At 74.1% G+C, this 17724-nt stretch carries 15 protein-coding genes; 6 read left to right on the top strand and 9 right to left on the bottom strand.

Features of this window, described 5'->3' with window-relative positions; genetic code table 11:
* Nucleotides 1-253: 253 nt before the first annotated feature.
* From ABT122_RS12045 to ABT122_RS12030, 4 genes are all read right to left on the bottom strand, one after another.
* The gene (locus ABT122_RS12045; RefSeq protein WP_351549236.1) at nucleotides 254-3523 is read right to left on the bottom strand and encodes an SAV_2336 N-terminal domain-related protein; all 3270 of its coding nucleotides are present in this window, start codon (nucleotides 3521-3523) and stop codon (nucleotides 254-256) included.
* A gap of 4 nt (nucleotides 3524-3527) precedes the next feature.
* Complete coding sequence (locus tag ABT122_RS12040; protein ID WP_351549234.1) at nucleotides 3528-4538, bottom strand: AAA family ATPase; 1011 nt, start codon at nucleotides 4536-4538, stop codon at nucleotides 3528-3530.
* A gap of 168 nt (nucleotides 4539-4706) precedes the next feature.
* Nucleotides 4707-6695 (bottom strand): VMAP-C domain-containing protein, encoded by a 1989-nt coding sequence (locus ABT122_RS12035; protein ID WP_351549231.1) that lies wholly within the window; start codon nucleotides 6693-6695, stop codon nucleotides 4707-4709.
* Entirely contained in the window at nucleotides 6692-7045 is a 354-nt protein-coding gene (locus tag ABT122_RS12030; RefSeq protein WP_351549228.1) for a CU044_2847 family protein, read from the bottom strand. Before ABT122_RS12030 ends, ABT122_RS12035 begins: the two co-directional genes overlap by 4 nt.
* A gap of 187 nt (nucleotides 7046-7232) precedes the next feature.
* Here ABT122_RS12030 and ABT122_RS12025 point away from each other — a divergent pair, with 187 nt between their 5' ends.
* Nucleotides 7233-7418 (top strand): DUF6104 family protein, encoded by a 186-nt coding sequence (locus ABT122_RS12025; protein ID WP_351549225.1) that lies wholly within the window; start codon nucleotides 7233-7235, stop codon nucleotides 7416-7418.
* A gap of 619 nt (nucleotides 7419-8037) precedes the next feature.
* Here ABT122_RS12025 and ABT122_RS12020 read toward each other — a convergent pair.
* A complete protein-coding gene (locus ABT122_RS12020) occupies nucleotides 8038-8841 on the bottom strand; it encodes a hypothetical protein (RefSeq protein WP_351549223.1) in 804 nt (267 codons plus the stop codon).
* A gap of 164 nt (nucleotides 8842-9005) precedes the next feature.
* Between ABT122_RS12020 and ABT122_RS12015 the strand changes: the two genes are divergently transcribed.
* Entirely contained in the window at nucleotides 9006-9989 is a 984-nt protein-coding gene (locus ABT122_RS12015) for a DUF4097 family beta strand repeat-containing protein (RefSeq protein WP_351549220.1), read from the top strand.
* Between the two features lie 2 nt (nucleotides 9990-9991).
* Nucleotides 9992-10966 carry a PadR family transcriptional regulator gene (locus tag ABT122_RS12010; RefSeq protein WP_351549218.1) on the top strand — a complete coding sequence of 325 codons (975 nt, stop codon included), beginning with the start codon at nucleotides 9992-9994 and terminating at the stop codon, nucleotides 10964-10966.
* 75 nt (nucleotides 10967-11041) lie between these two features.
* On the opposite strand, the gene ABT122_RS12005 is transcribed toward ABT122_RS12010, so the two are convergent.
* The 4 genes from ABT122_RS12005 to ABT122_RS11990 all read right to left on the bottom strand — a co-directional run bounded on the left by ABT122_RS12005 (nucleotide 11042) and on the right by ABT122_RS11990 (nucleotide 14378).
* A complete protein-coding gene (locus ABT122_RS12005; RefSeq protein ID WP_351549215.1) occupies nucleotides 11042-11596 on the bottom strand; it encodes a Clp protease N-terminal domain-containing protein in 555 nt (184 codons plus the stop codon).
* Nucleotides 11596-11805 carry a helix-turn-helix domain-containing protein gene (locus ABT122_RS12000; protein WP_351549212.1) on the bottom strand — a complete coding sequence of 70 codons (210 nt, stop codon included), beginning with the start codon at nucleotides 11803-11805 and terminating at the stop codon, nucleotides 11596-11598. The genes ABT122_RS12005 and ABT122_RS12000 overlap by 1 nt, the downstream gene beginning before the upstream one ends.
* Before the next feature lie 61 nt (nucleotides 11806-11866).
* The gene (locus ABT122_RS11995; RefSeq protein ID WP_351549210.1) at nucleotides 11867-12829 is read right to left on the bottom strand and encodes a zinc-binding dehydrogenase; all 963 of its coding nucleotides are present in this window, start codon (nucleotides 12827-12829) and stop codon (nucleotides 11867-11869) included.
* 319 nt (nucleotides 12830-13148) lie between these two features.
* Nucleotides 13149-14378, bottom strand: coding sequence for an NAD(P)-dependent malic enzyme (locus ABT122_RS11990; protein ID WP_351549208.1), 1230 nt, complete (start codon nucleotides 14376-14378; stop codon nucleotides 13149-13151).
* A gap of 529 nt (nucleotides 14379-14907) precedes the next feature.
* Here ABT122_RS11990 and ABT122_RS11985 point away from each other — a divergent pair.
* The 3 genes from ABT122_RS11985 to ABT122_RS11975 all read left to right on the top strand — a co-directional run bounded on the left by ABT122_RS11985 (nucleotide 14908) and on the right by ABT122_RS11975 (nucleotide 17685).
* Complete coding sequence (locus ABT122_RS11985; protein ID WP_351549207.1) at nucleotides 14908-15906, top strand: ABC transporter substrate-binding protein; 999 nt, start codon at nucleotides 14908-14910, stop codon at nucleotides 15904-15906.
* Between the two features lie 70 nt (nucleotides 15907-15976).
* Nucleotides 15977-16921: an amino acid ABC transporter permease gene (locus ABT122_RS11980; RefSeq protein ID WP_351549204.1), complete on the top strand. Its 945-nt coding sequence runs from the start codon at nucleotides 15977-15979 to the stop codon at nucleotides 16919-16921.
* Nucleotides 16918-17685 carry an amino acid ABC transporter ATP-binding protein gene (locus ABT122_RS11975; protein ID WP_351549201.1) on the top strand — a complete coding sequence of 256 codons (768 nt, stop codon included), beginning with the start codon at nucleotides 16918-16920 and terminating at the stop codon, nucleotides 17683-17685. Before ABT122_RS11980 ends, ABT122_RS11975 begins: the two co-directional genes overlap by 4 nt.
* The last annotated feature ends 39 nt before the right edge of the window (nucleotides 17686-17724 follow it).

The following is a 17724-nucleotide window of genomic DNA, read 5'->3' as shown; positions in this document are numbered from 1 at the left end:
GGTGCCGGCCCTTCGTCCACCCCCGCCCCAACCAGGAGCCCCGAGGCACGAAATCCAGCGCCTCCGGCGATGGAGCCGCACCACCCCGGCCCTCCCGGCAACCTGAGCAACCCAAGCCCCTCCGGGGGCACCTCCCAGAGGCAGCTCTGGGGGAGATTGAGGAGCCGGGGTTCGGGGGCCGGCCCCCGACCGAGGCCCGCGGGATGCGGGGCCCTGTGGCACAGGGTCCGTCCTCGGCACATCACCCCAGAGGTCAGGACGAGGACTCCAGACGAGTGATCTCCTGGTGGATCAGGTCCGCCAGGGCCGGGTGGGCGGCGGGGTCCAGCAGGGCGAGCGTCGCACGGTGTTCCTCCAGGGCCCGCTCCGGCCCCGCCACCCCCTCCAGCCTCCCCGCCCTCACCCACTGCGCCGTCACCACCGCCTCCACCCACCCCGCGCGCCGCGCATACCCCACCCCCATCCGCAGCCGCGCGCCCGACCCGGTCCGCAGGCCCAGCAGCGCCGCCGCCAGCGCCCGGTACCACCAGGCGTACGCCGCCAGCTCCGGGTCGGCGGCTCCCCGCGCCGCCGCTCCCAGCAGCCAGTCGGCCTCCTGGAGGTCGGACGTCGTCTCCTCCGCGCGGAACCGCTCGATATGCGCCTGCCCGAGCAGCGCCCGGCGCAGGGGCAGCTCGGGATCGCCCGCCGCCGTCTCCGTGATCGCGGCGCGCAGCAGCCGTACCGCCGTGCGGACATCGGCCGGCGCGTCCTTGTCCACCCCGCGCTCGGTGAGCTGACGCCCGAGCGCGGTGAGCACCGCCGCGCGCCCCGGGTCGGACCGGGGCAGCAGCGGCAGCGCCTCCGTCCAGGCGGCGATCGCCGAGTCCCGGTGGGTCCAGCTCCCGGTGGCCGCGTACCGCTGCTCCAGCAGTCCCGCCATCCGCAGCAGGATGTGCGCCCGGGTCTCCTCGTCCCGGTCGGCGGTGCGCCGGGCCTGGTCCAGGGCCTGGAGGATGCGCAGCCGGGTGTCGTCGTCGGGGTGCTCGTGCTGGAACTCGATGGCGTCGGCGTAGTCGAGCCAGGCGCCGCACAGCTCGCCCCGGTCGACGTCGTCCCAGTCGATCCCGTCGATCCCGGCGTGCAGATCGTCCCCGGCGCGTTCCGCGTACGCCCGGGAGGCGGCCGGGTCCTTCTCGCGGGGCTCGACGGGCCCCTCGCCCCGGTGGTGGCGGGCCAGCTCCAGCAGGAGCCCGCCGCGCAGCAGCAGCGCGGACTCGTGCCGCTCCCCGGCCCGCGTCCCGGGGGGCTCGTCGCCTGCGCCCTCGTCCAGGAGGAGCTGGACGGCGCCGACGGCGGTCTCCATCGCCCGGGTGAACCAGTCCCCGGGCGCGGCCGGCCCGCGCAGCGCGTGGGGCGCGCCGAGGACGGCGAGCCGGCGCAGCACCCGGACGCGGGTGGCGGCCGCGGTCACCCGCAGCGCGCCGGACGCGCCCGAAGCGGCGGCGGTGAGTTCGGCGAGACTGGTGTCGGCCGCCGACAGCAGCACGGCGGCGACGGGCCCGGGTTCGTCGCCCGCCTGCACCCACGCCCACTCGGGCACGAGCTTCGCGCTGAGCCGCCCGGCGGCGACATCCTCCGCCATCGCCTCCAGCACCCGCGCCAGGGTGAGCTGGGCCCGGGGCGGGCCGCCGGAGATCGCGTTCTGCGCGGCGTCCAGGGCCTCGGGCAGATCCTCCGGCAGCGGGCGCACCAGCCAGCGCCGGAGCAGGGCGTCGGCGAGTTCGTCGTAGAGGGAGGCCCGCCGGGTGGTGCGCCGCTCGGCCTGGGCGGCGAAGCCGAGGAGTCCGATCGCGGTGTCCAGGTCGCGCACGGTGCCGTGTTCGCCGAAGTGCGCCAGACAGACGCGGGCGCGGGCGGCGAGACCGGCCGGGCCCTCCGGCGGCAGCGGGCCCGGCATCGCGGTGGGCCGGGGGGTGCCGAGGCGGCGCAGTACCTGCGCGGAGACCTGGGCGAAGGGCCAGAGCCTGCGGCTCCCGGGGCTGCCGGGCGCGGAGGGCCGGGGGTCGACCGAGCCGGCGAGGAAGGCGGCGGCGATGGCGGGGAAGTTCCGCGCGGTGCGGCCGTAGCGGGACTCGACGTACTCGGAGCAGTGCTTGAGCACCTGGGCGGCGCTGCCCGCGCCGAGCCGGCCGAGCAGTTCCTCCCGTACCCCGTCGAGGAAGGCGTAGGCGGGGCCGGGGTCGTCGCCCGGGTCGCCGGGGGCGGTGTCCTCGCGCCGGAGCAGTCCGCTGAGGAGCACCTCGGCGAGGACGTCGGGGCCGCTGCGGGTCAGCATGGCGCGCTGGACGAGCTGCATCACGGGCAGTGTCAGCGGTACGGCGGAGAGATGGACGGCGAGCTGGGCGGCGGCCGGTGAGGCGGTGCGGCGGAAGAGCCGGACCCGTTCGGCGGGGGTGAGCGGTGCCCCGTCGTGCCGGCGGGGCGGGGCGGCCGGGTGGCGGCGCAGGACGACGGCGCCCGCCGCGTTCAGGCTCTGGCCGGTGGCGCCGGCGATCAGCCGGGTCCAGGACTCGAAGGAGCCGGGGCGCAGGGCGAGCACCGGCACGGGCACTCCCCGGGTGATGGCCGCGCCCCGCTGCGGGGTGAACTCCAGCCGCCCGGCGGGCCCCTCGCGGCGCCGGAGCAGCCCGGGGCGCGCGGGCAGATGGGTGCGGTCCCACATCCGCTGGGGCAGCGGCTGGACGACGGCGACGGGCGCGGTCGACGCCCAGGTGTGGAGGAGCCGCTGCATCCGGCCGCTGCGCCACATCGGGCCCGCGCAGTCGCTGAGGACGAGGGTGAGCTGCCGTCCGGTGGGGTCGCCGAGCTGGGCGGGGACGGGACGGCCGGGGCGGACGCGGTGGACGGCGATCTCGCGGAAGGCCCCGGAGCGCTCGCAGACCTGGCGCAGCTCCTCCAGGGCTCCGTCCCAGACCGCGTTGGAGCTGGACTCGTCCATGACGAGGGCGAGCCGGGCCTCGCGGCGGCGGGCGCCGGTGAGGACGGGGACGACGATCCCGGTGTCGGCGGCGTGGTCGGCGGTGGCGGTCTCGTCGAGTTCGCGGCGGACGGGGCGCATGGGCGGGTGGTAGCGCTGGAGGGGGCGGAGCGAGCGCTCCAGGGCGGGGGCGTCGGGCAGGGCGGCGGGCACGGGCACGGGGACGCGGCGCAGTCCGCCGCCGGGGAGCAGCCCGCCGGGGCCGGCCGAGCGGGCGGGTGCGTAGAGCCCGATCCGGGCGCGGGGGGCGGGCAGGGCGGGGTGGGCGGGGGCGAGCGGGGGTTCGGGTCCGGTGGCGAGGGCGGGTTCGGTGTCGGCGGGCGGGCCGTCGGCCGGGTCCGGGGGCGGTGGGCCGGGCGGCGGGGCCGGGGGTGCGTACCGCGCGAGCCAGAGGGCGTCGGCCAGCTCCTCGGCGGTGGGGTCGAGTTCGGCCTCGCGCAGCCGCCGGACGAGGGCGGTCAGGGGCGCGGCCGGGGCCCGCTGAGGCGGGGGCGGGGGCGGCACCGGGTCACCGCTGCCGGGTGTCGAGGGGACGCATCAGCAGTCCGGCGATCTCCTCGCGGCGGGCCGGGTCCCTGCGCACGGTGTGCTGGGTGAGGTAGATGGCGTTGAGGAGCTGATCGGTGGGGCGGAGTTCGCCGTCGCCGTCCTCGCTGGTGAACCGGCCGATCAGATCGAGGTTCCCTTCGTCGGCGCCCGCGCCGAAGTGGGCCTGGACCATCGCGGCGAGCCGTTCGTCGCGCGGCGGGTCGAGGTGGAGGTGGATGCAGCGGCGGAGCAGCGGGGCGGGGAAGTCGCGTTCGCCGTTGCTGGTCATCACCACGAAGGGGAAGGCGTGGCAGCGCACCCGGCCGCCGCGCACCGGCACCCGGCGGCCGTCGTGGGTGAGGACGCGGACCTCGGCGTGGCCGGGCCGGTCGGCGGTGCGCTCCAGTTCGGGGAGGGCGAACTCGCCCTCCTCGACGACGTTCAGCAGATCGTTGGGGAGGTCGATGTCGCTCTTGTCGAGTTCGTCGATGAGCAGGACCCGGGGCCGCTCGGTGGGCAGCAGCGCGGTGCCCAGCGGCCCGAGTCTGATGTACCGGCCGATGTCGTCGGGCTCGCGCTGCTCGCGCTCGGCGAGCTGGGCGTCCTGGAGGCGGCCGATGGCGTCGTAGGTGTAGAGGCCGTCCTTCAGCTCGGTGCGGCTGACGACGGGCCACTGGAGGACCCGGCCGAGGCCGAGTTCGTACGCGACGGAGTGGGCGAGGGTGGACTTGCCGGAGCCGGGTTCGCCGGTGACGAGGAGGGGGCGCCGCAGGTAGAGGGCGGCGTTGATGAGTTCGAGGGCTCGGGCGTCCTGGGCGGGCGGGGCGCCGACGCGGGCGCCGAGTCTGCGGGTGGAGGAGGCGTCGATGGGGGGCGCGGGGTCGGGCAGCGGCTCCCCGGAGAAGACGCGCCAGGGCGGGGGCGGCGGGAGGGTGCGGATGCGGTCGGGGTCCGGCGCTCCGGCGCCCCGGTAGATCAGCCAGTCGTCCATCGCTCGCTCCTCAGTGACGGCCGGGTGGACCGGTGGCGGGCAACGCCGGATATGTACCCACGGCTCCGGGCTCCCAATGGCCCGGGCGGCGGTCTCTCGTCCGCCGCCCGGTGCGCGGGGGCGGCGGTCCGGCGGGATTCCCGGAGATCCGCATCCGGAATGGCCGCCTCATGGGGAGTCCACCGGTCCGCCGGTGTCGGTGGGGAGCGGGCGGCCCGGGTCGTCGTAGAGCAGGGCCACGCCCTCCGCCCAGTGGCCCCCGTTGTGCGATCCGCTGATGTCGTCCCTGACCCGGCGGAGGCGGTCGGGGAGTTCCAGGACATCGGCCGCCTGTTCGAGGAAGCGGGCGGCGCCGTCGTGGAGCCGCTCACAGAAGTCGGTGCAGCCGTGGTCGGGGTGGCCGTCGGTGTGCCAGATGACCACCCCGTGCCCGGCGTCCAGGGCGAGGCCGATGGCCCGGCGGCCGACGCCCCGGCTCGCGGGGCGGCAGAGCACCGGCACCGCCGACGCCCCGGTGTCCTCGAAGTGGCGGGCCCGGGGGACCTGCGACAACGGGGGCGTGCGCAGCGCGGTGAGCGCCCCCGCGCGCTCCATCGCCCGCCATCGGCGGACCCGTACGGGATCGGGTGCGCCGCGACGGGCGATATCGCGGAGGACCACCATCCGGCGTACACCCACATACGCCGCGTGGTGCAGCCGCGCCATCTCGGTGAGCTGCCAGCGGTGGACGGCCGTGTCGAAGTGGTCGACGGGAAGGGCGACCTCCAGCGGGGCGGGCGCGCCGGGGGCGTCGACGGAGGAGAAGACCTCGGCGAGCGGTCCGCGCAGCCGCCGGACGAGCCGGTCGGGCGGGGTGCCGTCGCCGGTCTGCTCCTCGTGGAGGGGTTCGTTGAGGTCGTGGCCGTCGTCGACGCGGATGCGCCAGTAGAAGCGGGGGGCGGCCGTGTGGATCACGGGTTCCAGCTCGACGATGACGACGGCGGAGCCGTCGGCGGGCCGGGGGTAGCGGACGACGGCCCGCCCGCCGGGACCGCCGCCCGGCACCGCGGGCGGGACCAGCCCGGGCGGCAGGGTGGCCTGGGTGACCACGGTGTGCACGATCGGCGGCACCTCCCGGAGCCGGCGGGCCACCCAGCCCGCGAGGGCGGCGGGTTCGCCGCCGCGGGTCCGCTCGTACTCCACGACGAGCTGGAGGTAGTGCAGGGCCGCGATGGCGGCGACCGGCTGCCCCGCCTCGTAGAGCAGTCCATGGCCGTCGCGCCAGGCGTGGGGGAGCAGCTGGCCGGGGGGTGCGGCGATCCCGCCGCGGGCCTTGCGGGCCAGCTCGGCGACGGGCCGGATGCCCTCGGGCGGCGGCACCGAGGCCAGCAGGGCGAGCGCCGCCCGCCGGTCCCGGGGGCTCCACTGGTCGCCGCCGGTGTGCACGCCCGCGCCGGGCAACTGGTGCTGGCGCTCGGTCCAGTGGTGCCCTCCGACGGTCGGGGTACGGCCGTGCCAGCCGTCGTGGGCGGCCATCAGCACCTGGTAGGCGGGGCCGAAGCGGCGCAGGGCGGTGCAGGCGACGGCCGTCCCGCCGTCGCGCCCGGCGCGCCGGGACTTGAGGACGCCGATGACGGCACCGGTGTGGGCGTCGAGCACCGGAGACCCGGAGCCGCCCTTGGGGAACTCGGCCTCCGGCCGGAAGCGGAGGCCGTAGTCGTCGTCGAAGCCGTTGATCCGGGCGGCGGCCTGCCAGCGGACCGCGCGCCGGTCCTCGTCGGGGCGGTAGCCCTGGACGATGCCGCGCCCGCCGGGGTGGTCGGTCCGGTCGGTCAGCCAGACGCACTCGTGCGCGGCGCCGTCCGCGGCCACCCGGACCAGGGCGAGGTCCTGTTCCACCGGGATGCGCTGCTCGGGGCGGGGGTCGCCGTCGAGCAGCCAGTGGCCGAGCCGGGCTTCGAGGGGCGCGCCGCCGTTGACCTCGCTGCCGCTGACGGAGAAGACCCGGGTCCGGTCGGACCTCAGATGGGGCGCGAGGACATGGGCGCAGGTCAGCACCCAGCCGGGGGCGACGAAGAAGCCGGTGCCCCACAGCCCCGGCTCGTCGGGGCGGGCGGAGTGGAGGCGGACGGTGGCGGCGCGGGCGAGGGCCTCGATGACGGCGTCGGATTCGCTCACGGCGGGAACTCCGGTGCCGCGGGCGTGCCGGGGCGGCGCCAGACCAGGGTGACATGGACGGACGCCTTGGTCTCGCCCGCCGCGAGAACGGCGAGGACGGCGCCGGACTTCGCGGTCAGCTCGATCCCGAAGGAGACGCTCGCCTCGTCGGGCCCGGCGGCGGAGGCCGCGTCCAGGACGGCGGCGCCCACGCCCCGGATCAGCTCGTCGAGCTGCCGCACCCGGGCGGCGGCCCGCTCGGCGACGCCGACGTCCTCGTCGTCCTCGCCGTATCCCCCGCCGGCGGGGGTGAGCCGGGCGTGCACCACGGCACCCCCGGGGAGCTCGATCCGCTGGACGTGTCCGCTCACGGATTCCCCCGCCCTCGGGTGCCCGCCTCCGCTGTCGGCGGCGGGCTACCCAGTACGTACCCGCGACCGGGCCCGCTTCGAACGGCGACGGAGGCAATGGCGCGTTCCGGTCCGCCCGGTTGCCGGGCGGGAGGGGGGCGCGCCGTAGGCTGGGGAGGTAGTCCCCCATCCGTCCCGGGAGCATGTTGTGTACTTCACCGATCGCGGCATCGAGGAGCTGGAGAAGCGGCGTGGCGAGGAGGAGGTCTCCTTCGAGTGGCTCGCCGAGCAGCTCCGCACGTTCGTGGATCTGAATCCCGACTTCGAGGTGCCGGTGGAGCGGCTGGCGACGTGGTTGGCGCGTCTGGACGACGAGGACGACGAAGAGGACTGACCCGCCCCACCCGGCGCGTCCCGCGCCACAGGGAGCCCGGGCAAAACCCAGCCCGTCCGGGGGCACCTCCCAGAGGCGGCTCCGGGGGCTTGAGGACGGCCCCCGCACCACAGGCAACCCGCACCCCGCGGGCCACGGTCGGGGGCCGGCCCCCGAACCCCCGCGCCTCAAACGCCGGCGAGGCTTGAGTTGCTCAGGTCACCGACGGGGCTGGGGTGACGCGGCTCGAACGCCGGTGAGGCTGGGCTTGACCAGCCCGTCCGGGGGCACCTCCCAGAGGCGGCTCCGGGGGGCTTGAGGACGGCCCCCGCACCACAGGCAACCCGCACCCTGCGGGCCACAGTCGGGGGCCGGCCCCCGAACCCCCGCGCCTCAAACGCCGGCGAGGCTTGAGTTGCTCAGGTCACCGACGGGGCTGGGGTGACGCGGCTCAACCGCCGACGGGGATGGAGTGGTGCGGCTCAGCTCGCCGGTGAGGCTGGGCTTGACCAGCCCGTCCGGGGGCACCTCCCAGAGGCAGCTCTGGGGGAGATTGAGGACGGACCCCGCACCACGGGCAACCCGCACAATCTCAGCCCGTCCCGCCCCACAGGCCCCCGCAGGCACCACCCTCCCCACCCTACGACCCCCCCCAAACCCCCCCACGAAAAGCACCAACCCCATTGGCAACGAGCACCACCCCCGCAGCCACCCACCCCGGACTCCTCCGAACCACCCCGTAGACCCCGATCGGCACCCCCACGGCCAGCTGCACCGCCCCCAGCGTCCTGGCGCGGTCCTCCCGGTCCCGCAGCCAGTGGTCCAGCCCCTCCTCCACGGCCTGGAACTCCGCCCGCACGGCGTCGCGCCACCCCGCCCACTCCACGGTCTCCGCGCCGAGCGCCCGGGCGGTCGCCCGGAGTCTCCCGCCCGGTTCGCCGGGGAGGAGCCCGGGCGGCAGCCGCAGCCCCGCTCTGCTGAGCACCGCCACCAGACCCAGCAGCCGGGCGCGGGCGTCGGCCTCGCCGTCGGGCCGGGTGAGAGGGTCCAGGGACTGCACGTCCAGCACGGGGTCGAGCCCGAGACGCGCGGCGAAGGTGTGCATCGCCTCCGCCTCGCCGACCGGGGTACCGTCCGTGAGCCAGACGTACCCGACGGGCCGCCGGAATCCGGAGGCGAGGGTGAACCCGGCGCGGTCCGCGTCCCACCACAGGGCCAGCACCGGCCGGTTGGTGGCGACGGCGACGGCGGACGCCCATCCGCCGAGCACCCGGTCCACCGGCTCCGCGGCCTCCCGCCAGGGCCGTCCCTCGGGGACGAGAACACTCCAGTCGTCCCCCGCCGGGGCGAGCAGCTGCTGCTCACGCAGGAGGTGGGCCGCGGGCCGTACGGAGGAGGGCTCGGCCCGGCAGAGCAGCAGCGCGCCCACGGGTGTCGCGTTCATGAGCCTCACGCTAGGGCAGTTTGCCCCTGTATGGCGCCTTTTGGTCACTCCATCGCGGCCGGCCGGGCCCTTGACACCACCCACTCGCGATATATCGTATTGCCCATGAGACGCGATATGTTGCGTCCCGTGAATCCGTCGGGTCCGGCCGGAAGGGCAGCGTGATGACAGAGTCGACGTGGGAGGTCACCGAGCCCGGGAAGCTCACCTTCGACGAACCGGTAACGGCACTGCCGGCAGTGACGGCACTCCGAGTGCGGGTCGTCAGCGGCACGGTGAACGTGGTGGGCACGGACGAGGGCCCCGCCCGCCTGGAGGTCTCCCGCCTCCAGGGCCCCCCGCTGATCGTGACGCGGAAGGACGGCGCGCTGGGCGTGACCCATGGCGAGCTGCCCTGGAAGGAGTGGACGAAGCTGCTCGACCGCGCGGAGTGGCGGCGCGAGGCGACCGTCACGCTGACGGTCCCCTCCTCGTGGGCCGTGGAGATCCACGCGGTGGGCGCCGGAGTGGTGGTCTCCGGTATCCGCGGCCGGACCTCCGTCCGCAGCGTCAGCGGTGACGCCACGCTGATGGGGCTGTCCGGCGAGGTCAGCGCCGAGACGGTGTCGGGGAACGTGGAGGCCCAGTCGGTGACCGGCGGGCTGCGCTGCCATTCGGTGTCGGGGGATCTCACCGTGATGGAGGGCGGGGTGGGCTCGCGGGTGCGGGCCGAGTCGCTCACCGGGGACATGCTGATCGATCTCGCCGCCGACGGCGCGCCGGGCGCCCCCGCGGACATCAGGCTGACCACGGTCTCCGGCGAGGTCGCCGTCCGGCTGCCGCACCCGGCGGACGCCCGGGTGGAGGCGAACACGGCCAGCGGCTCGCTGTCGAACGCCTTCGACAGCCTGAAGGTCAGCGGCACCTGGGGTTCCAAGCGGCTCACCGGGCGGCTGGGCGCGGGCACGGGCACCCTGCGGGCCACGACCGTCTCCGGCTCGATCGCCCTGCTGCGCAGGCCCCCGGCCGAGGACCCCGGCACCCCGGGACCCTCCGACGACGCCCCGGGCCCCGCCCCGGCGCCGGACGGCGACTCCCCCGACACACCCGGCACAGCCGGACCGGCCGGTCCGGCCGACCCCGCCGGCCCTTCCGGAAAGGTGCTCTGACCATGCCTCCCGTATTCGCGCACGGCCGGCTGCGGCTGTATCTGCTGAAGCTTCTGGACGAGGCCCCCCGCCATGGGTACGAGGTCATCCGGCTGCTGGAGGAGCGCTTCCACGGTCTGTACGCGCCCTCCGCCGGCACGGTCTACCCCCGGCTGGCCAAGCTGGAGGCCGAGGGCCTGGTCACCCATGCCACCGAGGGGGGCCGCAAGGTCTACTCGATCACCGAAGCGGGCCGGGCGGAGCTGGCCGGGCGCGGCGGCGAGCTGGCCGATCTGGAGCTGGAGATCCGCGAGTCGGTCTCCGAACTGGCGGCGGAGATCCGCGACGACGTGCGCGGCGCGGCGGGCAAGCTGCGCAGCGAGATGCGGGCCGCGGCGGACCGGACCCGGACCTCCCCGGGCGCGGAGAAGGCGGAGAAGGAGGAGTGGCGCAAGGTCACCCACGAGTGGCAGGAGCAGGCCCGCCGCGCCAGGGAGGACGCCCAGCAGGCGCGCCGCCAGGCCAGGGAGGCGCAGGAGAAGGCGCGGCACGAGATGCAGCGGATCGCCAAGCAGGTGCAGGACCAGGTGCAGGGGCACTTCACCCGGGGCGACTGGCCGACCGGGCTCCGCGAGGGGCTCTCCGATCTGACGGAGCGGCTCTCCGGTCTGACGAGGACACCGCCGCCGCCCGCTCGGGACGCCCCCGCCGCCCCCGCCCCCGGGGCGGGCCCGGCACCCGGAGCGGGCCCGGCACCCGGAGCGGCCGGAACAACCCCCGCGCACGGTTGGCCCGGTGAGGAGCCGCCGCCCACCGGCGACCCGGCCCGCGATCTGGACCGGCTGCTGGACCGCTTCCGCGACGACATCCGCGACGCGGCCCGTGACCACGGCGTCACCGAGGCCCGGCTCGACGAAGCGCGCCGCCGGCTGGCCACGGCGGCCGAGGACATCCTCGGGGCGCTGCTCAAGCCCGAGGACCGACCCGAGGACCGATAGCGGCCCGGCCGTGCGCGCGCACCGGCCACCGGGGCCGGCCCGCGCGCACGGCGGCGCGGGGCCCGGGCCGTCTCGCTACCGCTCCCCGCCCCCTTCCCCGTACAGCGCGCGCCGTACGGCCTCATGGGTGGCGCCGTGGTCGGCGAGCGTCTCCGCGACCACACCGGGCCGGGCGGTGAGGGCCAGCAGCAGATGTTCGCCGCCGACGCGGCGGTCGCCCCGGCCGGTGGCCATCCGCAGGGAGCACGTCAGGACGTCCTTGGCCTCGGGGGTGAAGGGGCTGTTCCACCAGCGCCTGGCGCGCTTCGGCGGCCGGAGCGCGCCGGGGCCGTGGGCCCGCTCCACCCGGGAGACGATCTCGCCGATGTCGATACCGAGGCCGGCCAGCGCCTCCGTGTCGGAGCGGGAGAGACCCGCCCGCCCCCGGGCCTCCGCGAGCGCGCGCTCCAGGGAGGAGCGCCGGTCCAGGACACCGAGGGCGGAGAAGGCGAAGGACACCCGGGTTCCCGGCTGTTCGAGCATCGCCAGCAGCAGATGCTCCTCGGTGACCTCGCCCGCACCGGTCCTTTCGGAGACCGCAACCGACCCCTTGACCGCGTCCCGGGCGTCCTGGGTGAACCGTTCGAACATCACTGCCTCCCGTACTTCTTGTGCACGGCCTGCCGGCTGACTCCCAGTTCGGCCGCGATCTCCTGCCACGACCAGCCCTGACCACGGGCACTGCGCACCTGGACCGCTTCGAGCCGTTCGAGAAGCCGGCGCAGGGCGGCGACCGCGCGCAGCCCGACCCTCGGGTCGCGGTCACCCGCCCGCGCGGCGAGATCCGTTGCCTCAGTCATGGGCGTCAACTTACATTGACACCCATGACTCGTCAACCAGAGTTGACACCCGGCGGGAGGCTCAGGGCGTCAGCACCACCTTCCCGAACAGCCCCCCGCCCGCCATCCGCTCGAACCCGTCCCGGGCCCGCTCCAGCGGCAGCACCTCGTCGATCACCGGCCGCACCCCGGTCGCCGCGCAGAACGAGAGCAGATCGGCCAGCTCGTCCCGGGAGCCCATGGTCGAGCCCACCACCTTCAGCTCCAGGAAGAAGATCCGGGTCAGCTCCGCGTGCGAGGGCCGGTCGCCGCTGGTCGCGCCGGAGATCACCAGGGTGCCGCCGGGCCGCAGCGACTTGACCGAGTGCGACCAGGTCGCCGCGCCGACGGTCTCGATCACCGCGTCCACCCGGCGGGGCAGCCGCTCCCCCGGCGCGTACACACCCTCGGCGCCGAGCCCGAGCGCCCGCTCCCGCTTGGCCTCGTCGCGGCTGGTGGCGTGCATCCGCAGTCCGGCCGCCTTCCCGAGCACGATCGCGGCGGTCGCCACTCCCCCGCCGGCGCCCTGCACCAGCACGGTGTCACCGGGGCGCACCCCGGCGTTGGTGAAGAGCATCCGGTACGCGGTGAGCCAGGCCGTGGGCAGACAGGCGGCCTCCTCGAAGGACAGCTCCGCCGGCTTGGGCAGCACATTCCAGGACGGTACGGAGACCTGCTCGGCGAAGGTGCCCTGGTAGCGCTCGGTGAGGATGGAGCGCGGCTCGTCCGGGCCGACCCCGTGCCCGGTCTGGCCGATCACGGAGTGCACCACCACCTCGTTGCCGTCCGGGTCGGTGCCCGAGGCGTCACAGCCGAGGATCATCGGCAGCCGCTCCGCGGGGAGGCCGACACCCCGCAGGGACCAGAGGTCGTGGTGGTTGAGGGAGGCGGCCCGGACGGTGACGGTGGTCCAGCCGGGGCGGTCCGGCGGGGCCGGGCGCTCGCCCAGCTCCAGGCCGTCGAGGGGGGCGTCGGGGTCGATGCGTGCGGCGTAGGCGGCGAACATGTCCCGCACCCTAGATCCGGACCGCCGGTGACGGAACGGCGCCGGGGTGTGACACACACCGCGCCCCCGGTACGGACTCCGGGCCCGGCCCCCGCACCGCGCCCCCGGCAGCGGCCCCCGGACCCGCCACGCCGTACCCCACGGGGAAGCGGCCCCCGGACCCGCCACGCCGTACCCCACGGGGAAGCGGCTCCCGGACCCGCAACCCCGCACCCGGGCAAGGCCCCGGAAGGACTCCGGCAAGGCCCCCGCGCGCCCCACGCAGCGCGGGCCCGCCCCCAAGGGCGGGCCCGCAACCTGTCCACGGCAGGACGACGCGTCAGCGCCGGGCGACACCCTCCGCACGGGCCGCCGCCGCGACGGCCGCCGTCACGGCCGGGGCCACCCGCTCGTCGAAGGGCGAGGGGATGACATAGTCCGCCGCCAGCTCGTCGCCGACCACATCGGCCAGCGCGTTCGCCGCCGCGATCTTCATCCCCTCGGTGATCCGGGAGGCCCGCACCTGGAGCGCGCCCGCGAAGATCCCCGGGAACGCCAGGACGTTGTTGATCTGGTTCGGGAAGTCGCTGCGGCCCGTGGCCACCACCGCCGCGTACTTGTGCGCGATGTCCGGGTGGACCTCGGGGGTCGGGTTGGCCATGGCGAAGACCAGCGCGCCCGGGGCCATGGAGGCGACGGCCTCCTCCGGCACGGTGCCTCCGGAGACCCCGATGAACACATCCGCGCCGGCCAGCGCGGACTCCAGCGAGCCGGAGAGACCGGCCCGGTTGGTCAGCTCCGCCACCTCGCGCTTGACCGGGGTCAGATCGTCGCGGTCACGGCTGACGATGCCCTTCCGGTCACTGAGCGCCACATCGCCGAGCCCCGCCTCCAGCAGGAACTTCGCGATCGCGACCCCGGCCGCGCCCGCGCCCGAGATCACCGCGCGCAGATCGCCGAGGCCCCGGCCGGTCAGCCGCGCGGCGTTGCGCAGGGCCGCCAGCGTCACCACGGCCGTGCCGTGCTGGTCGTCGTGGAAGACCGGGATGTCCAGCCGCTCCTGGAGCCTGCGCTCGATCTCGAAGCAGCGCGGCGCGGAGATGTCCTCCAGATTCACCCCACCGAAGGAGGGGGCGAGCCGCACCACCGTCTCGACGATCTCGTCCGTGTCGGTGGTGGCGAGCGCGATCGGCACCGCGTCCACGCCGCCGAACTGCTTGAAGAGGATGGCCTTCCCCTCCATCACCGGAAGCGATGCCTCCGGTCCGATGTCGCCCAGTCCGAGCACCGCGGTCCCGTCGGTGACGACGGCGACGACCTGCGACTTCCAGGTGTAGTCGTGGACCAGTTCCGGCTGCTCGGCGATCGCGCTGCACACCCGGGCGACACCGGGTGTGTACGCGAGGGACAGGTCGTCCTTGTTGCGCACCGGCACAGTCGCCTGGACGGCCATCTTGCCGCCCCGGTGGAGCGCGAAGGCCGGATCGAAGGGCTCCGCCGGAGCGCTCTCCGTGCCTCCGTCGGTCTCGCCGTCCTGGTCGCTGCGCGAATTGACGATCTCCGCTGCCATTGGTTGACCCCTTAGGTCTTCATCAGTTGAGGGTTGCCACTCCTGGTTGAGGAGGGGTGGGCGGGCACCGTGTCCATGCCCCGCTCCGACGGCCTGCCGCCCGCGGGGAGGTGCTGTGAACACGCGGGCACGCCGCACACGCGCCCTGAGCCCCGGATGAGGGGTGTAAGGGTCCTTCTTACCCGACGGGGCCCGCCGGAGACGAGTCGATATCCCGATACGGACATAACTCATCTCTGATTTCAGGACACGTCGGCTACGTGCCCTTTATCTGCTCCGTGAGCCTCCGCCGACCGGAGAACTTCCGGCCAGAAGGACGTACTCCCGCGAATGGTCCGGCGCTGCCTGACCGGTTCACGGTGGTCGGGGGTGTCCCGTTACCCGATTTTGACATGCACGGCCCCCTGATTGGGCTGGTCCGAATGGCAAGATGCCGAAAACACACCAGGTCGTGTCACTCGACGACGAGGACACGATCGGGATACGACCACGAAATGGCAGCTCTCTGACACGCCGGAGGACCCTCGACATGACCGCACGCATCACGCGCCCGAAGACCGCCAAGAAGACCCGGAAGACCCTCAACTCCCGGTTCGCCGCGGTCGGCGCCATCGCGGTCGCCGGCACCATGCTGCTGACCGGCTGTGGCGACCAGACGGAGTCGAAGGGAGGCGGGAGCGCCAAGGAGAGCGCCGGCGGCTCCGCCTCCGCGGGGGACGGCAACAAGCTCAACGCCATGCTGCCCCAGGCGATACGCGACAAGGGCGTCATCAAGGTGGGATCGGACATCGCCTACCCGCCGGTGGAGTTCAAGGACGACTCGGGCAAGACGGTCGGCATCGACCCGGACCTGGCCGCGGCGCTCGGCAAGGAGCTGGGGGTGACGTTCGAGTTCGAGAACGGCACCTTCGACACCCTCGTCACCGGTCTGCGCTCCAAGCGGTACGACCTGGCCATGTCGGCCATGACGGACACCAAGGACCGGCAGAACGGCGTGGACGCCGACACCGGCAAGAAGGTCGGCGAGGGCGTCGACTTCGTCGACTACCTCACCGCGGGCGTCTCGATCTACACCAAGAAGGGCGATGACCAGGGCATCAAGACCTGGGCGGACCTGTGCGGCAAGAAGCTCGTCGTGCAGCGCGGCACGGTCTCCGAGGACCTCGCCAACGCCGAGAACAAGAAGTGCGGCGACAAGGGCAAGATCAAGATCGAGAAGTTCGACAACGACCTGGAGGCCCAGACCCGGCTGCGGGCAGGCGGCGGCGACGCCGGCTCCTCCGACTTCCCGGTGGCCGCGTACGCGGTGGAGACCTCCGGCGGCGGCAAGGACTTCCAGACCGTCGGCGAGCAGGTCGAGGCGGCTCCGTACGGCATCGCGGTCGCCAAGGACAACACCCAGCTGCGGGACGCGGTCAAGGCCGCGCTGGACGTGATCATCAAGAACGGCGAGTACAAGAAGGTCCTGGAGAAGTGGGGCGTCGCCGACGGCGCGGTGACCGAGGCCAGGATCAACGGCGGTTCCTGACCCGGCTGGGGCCGGTGCCGCGGGCACCGGCCCCAGGTCAGCAACTGATTCGCCACGGAAAGGCTTCCCTGTGACTGCCGACATCAAGAAGACGGGTCCAAAGGACGCGCCACCCCCGCCGCCCGCGGCCGGCCCGGAGGCCATCAAGGCCGTCCCGGTCCGCCACTACGGCCGGTACGTCAGCGCCCTCGTCGCCATCGCGCTCTTCGCGGTGATCATCTACGCCTTCGCCCAGGGCAACATCAACTGGGGCGCGATACCGGACTACTTCTTCGACGACCGCATCGTCGAGGGGGTCTGGAAGACCATCGTCCTGACCGTGCTGTCGATGACGATCGGCATCGTCGGAGGCATCCTCCTCGCGGTGATGCGGCTGTCGAAGAACCCGGTGACCTCGTCGATCGCCTGGTTCTACATATGGTTCTTCCGCGGCACCCCGGTCCTGGTCCAGCTCTTCGTCTGGTTCAACCTGGGCCTGGTCTTCGAGTACATCAACCTCGGCTTCTACCGGGACGAGTGGGCGGACTTCATGACTCCGTTCCTCACCGCGCTGCTGGGGCTCGGCCTCAACGAGGCCGCCTACATGGCGGAGATCTGCCGGGCCGGCCTGCTCTCCGTGGACGAGGGCCAGACGGAGGCCTCGCACGCGCTGGGCATGAGCCACAGCAAGACCCTGCGCCGGATCGTGATCCCGCAGGCGATGCGGGTGATCGTGCCGCCCACGGGCAACGAGGTCATCAATATGCTCAAGACGACCTCACTGGTGGCGGCGGTGCAGTACACCGAACTCTTCCGCCAGGCACAGAACATCGGGCAGACCTCCGGAGCACCGGTCGAGATGTTCTTCCTGGCCGCCGCCTGGTACCTGGTCCTGACCTCGGTCCTGAGCGTCGGCCAGTACTACCTGGAGCGCTACTACGCCCGGGGCTCCAGCCGCACCCTGCCGGCGACCCCGTTCCAGAGAATCCGGTCGAGCGTGTTCTCCGTGCGCCGGCCGAAGGGAGTCTCCGCATGAGCGCCAACGCGATGGTCAAGGCGGAGGGCGTGCACAAGTCCTTCGGCCCGGTCGAGGTCCTCAAGGGCATCGATCTGGAGGTCGCCCCGCGCGAGGTCTTCTGTCTGATCGGCCCCTCGGGCTCCGGCAAGTCGACCTTCCTGCGCTGCATCAACCATCTGGAGAAGATCAACGCCGGACGGCTGTACGTCGACGGGGAGCTGGTCGGCTACCAGCAGAAGGGCGACCGGCTGTACGAGCTGAAGGACAGCGAGGTCGCGCTGAAGCGGCGCGACATCGGCATGGTCTTCCAGCGCTTCAACCTCTTCCCGCACATGACGGCGGTGGAGAACATCATGGAGGCGCCCGTCCAGGTCAAGGGCGAGTCCCGGGCCACGGCACGGGCCCGCGCGCTCCAGCTCCTGGACCGGGTGGGGCTCGGCGACAAGGCGGCCAACTACCCCTCGCAGCTCTCCGGCGGCCAGCAGCAGCGGGTGGCCATCGCCCGCGCCCTGGCGATGGACCCCAAGCTGATGCTCTTCGACGAGCCGACATCCGCGCTCGACCCGGAGCTGGTGGGCGATGTGCTGGATGTGATGCGCCAGCTCGCCGAGGACGGCATGACGATGGTCGTGGTCACCCATGAGATGGGCTTCGCCCGCGAGGTCGGCGACGCCCTGGTGTTCATGGACGACGGCGTGGTGGTCGAGTCGGGCCACCCCCGCGATGTGCTGACCAGCCCTCAGCACGACCGGACGAAGTCGTTCCTGTCCAAGGTGCTCTGACAGGGAGCGGGAGAGGGGCGGTACGGACCCGGTCCGTAC

The sequence above is a fragment of the Streptomyces sp. NPDC001985 genome (genome assembly GCF_040296845.1).
In the GTDB taxonomy this organism is placed as follows: Bacteria; Actinomycetota; Actinomycetes; order Streptomycetales; family Streptomycetaceae; genus Streptomyces.
This window is presented reverse-complemented; position numbering and strand designations above follow the sequence as displayed.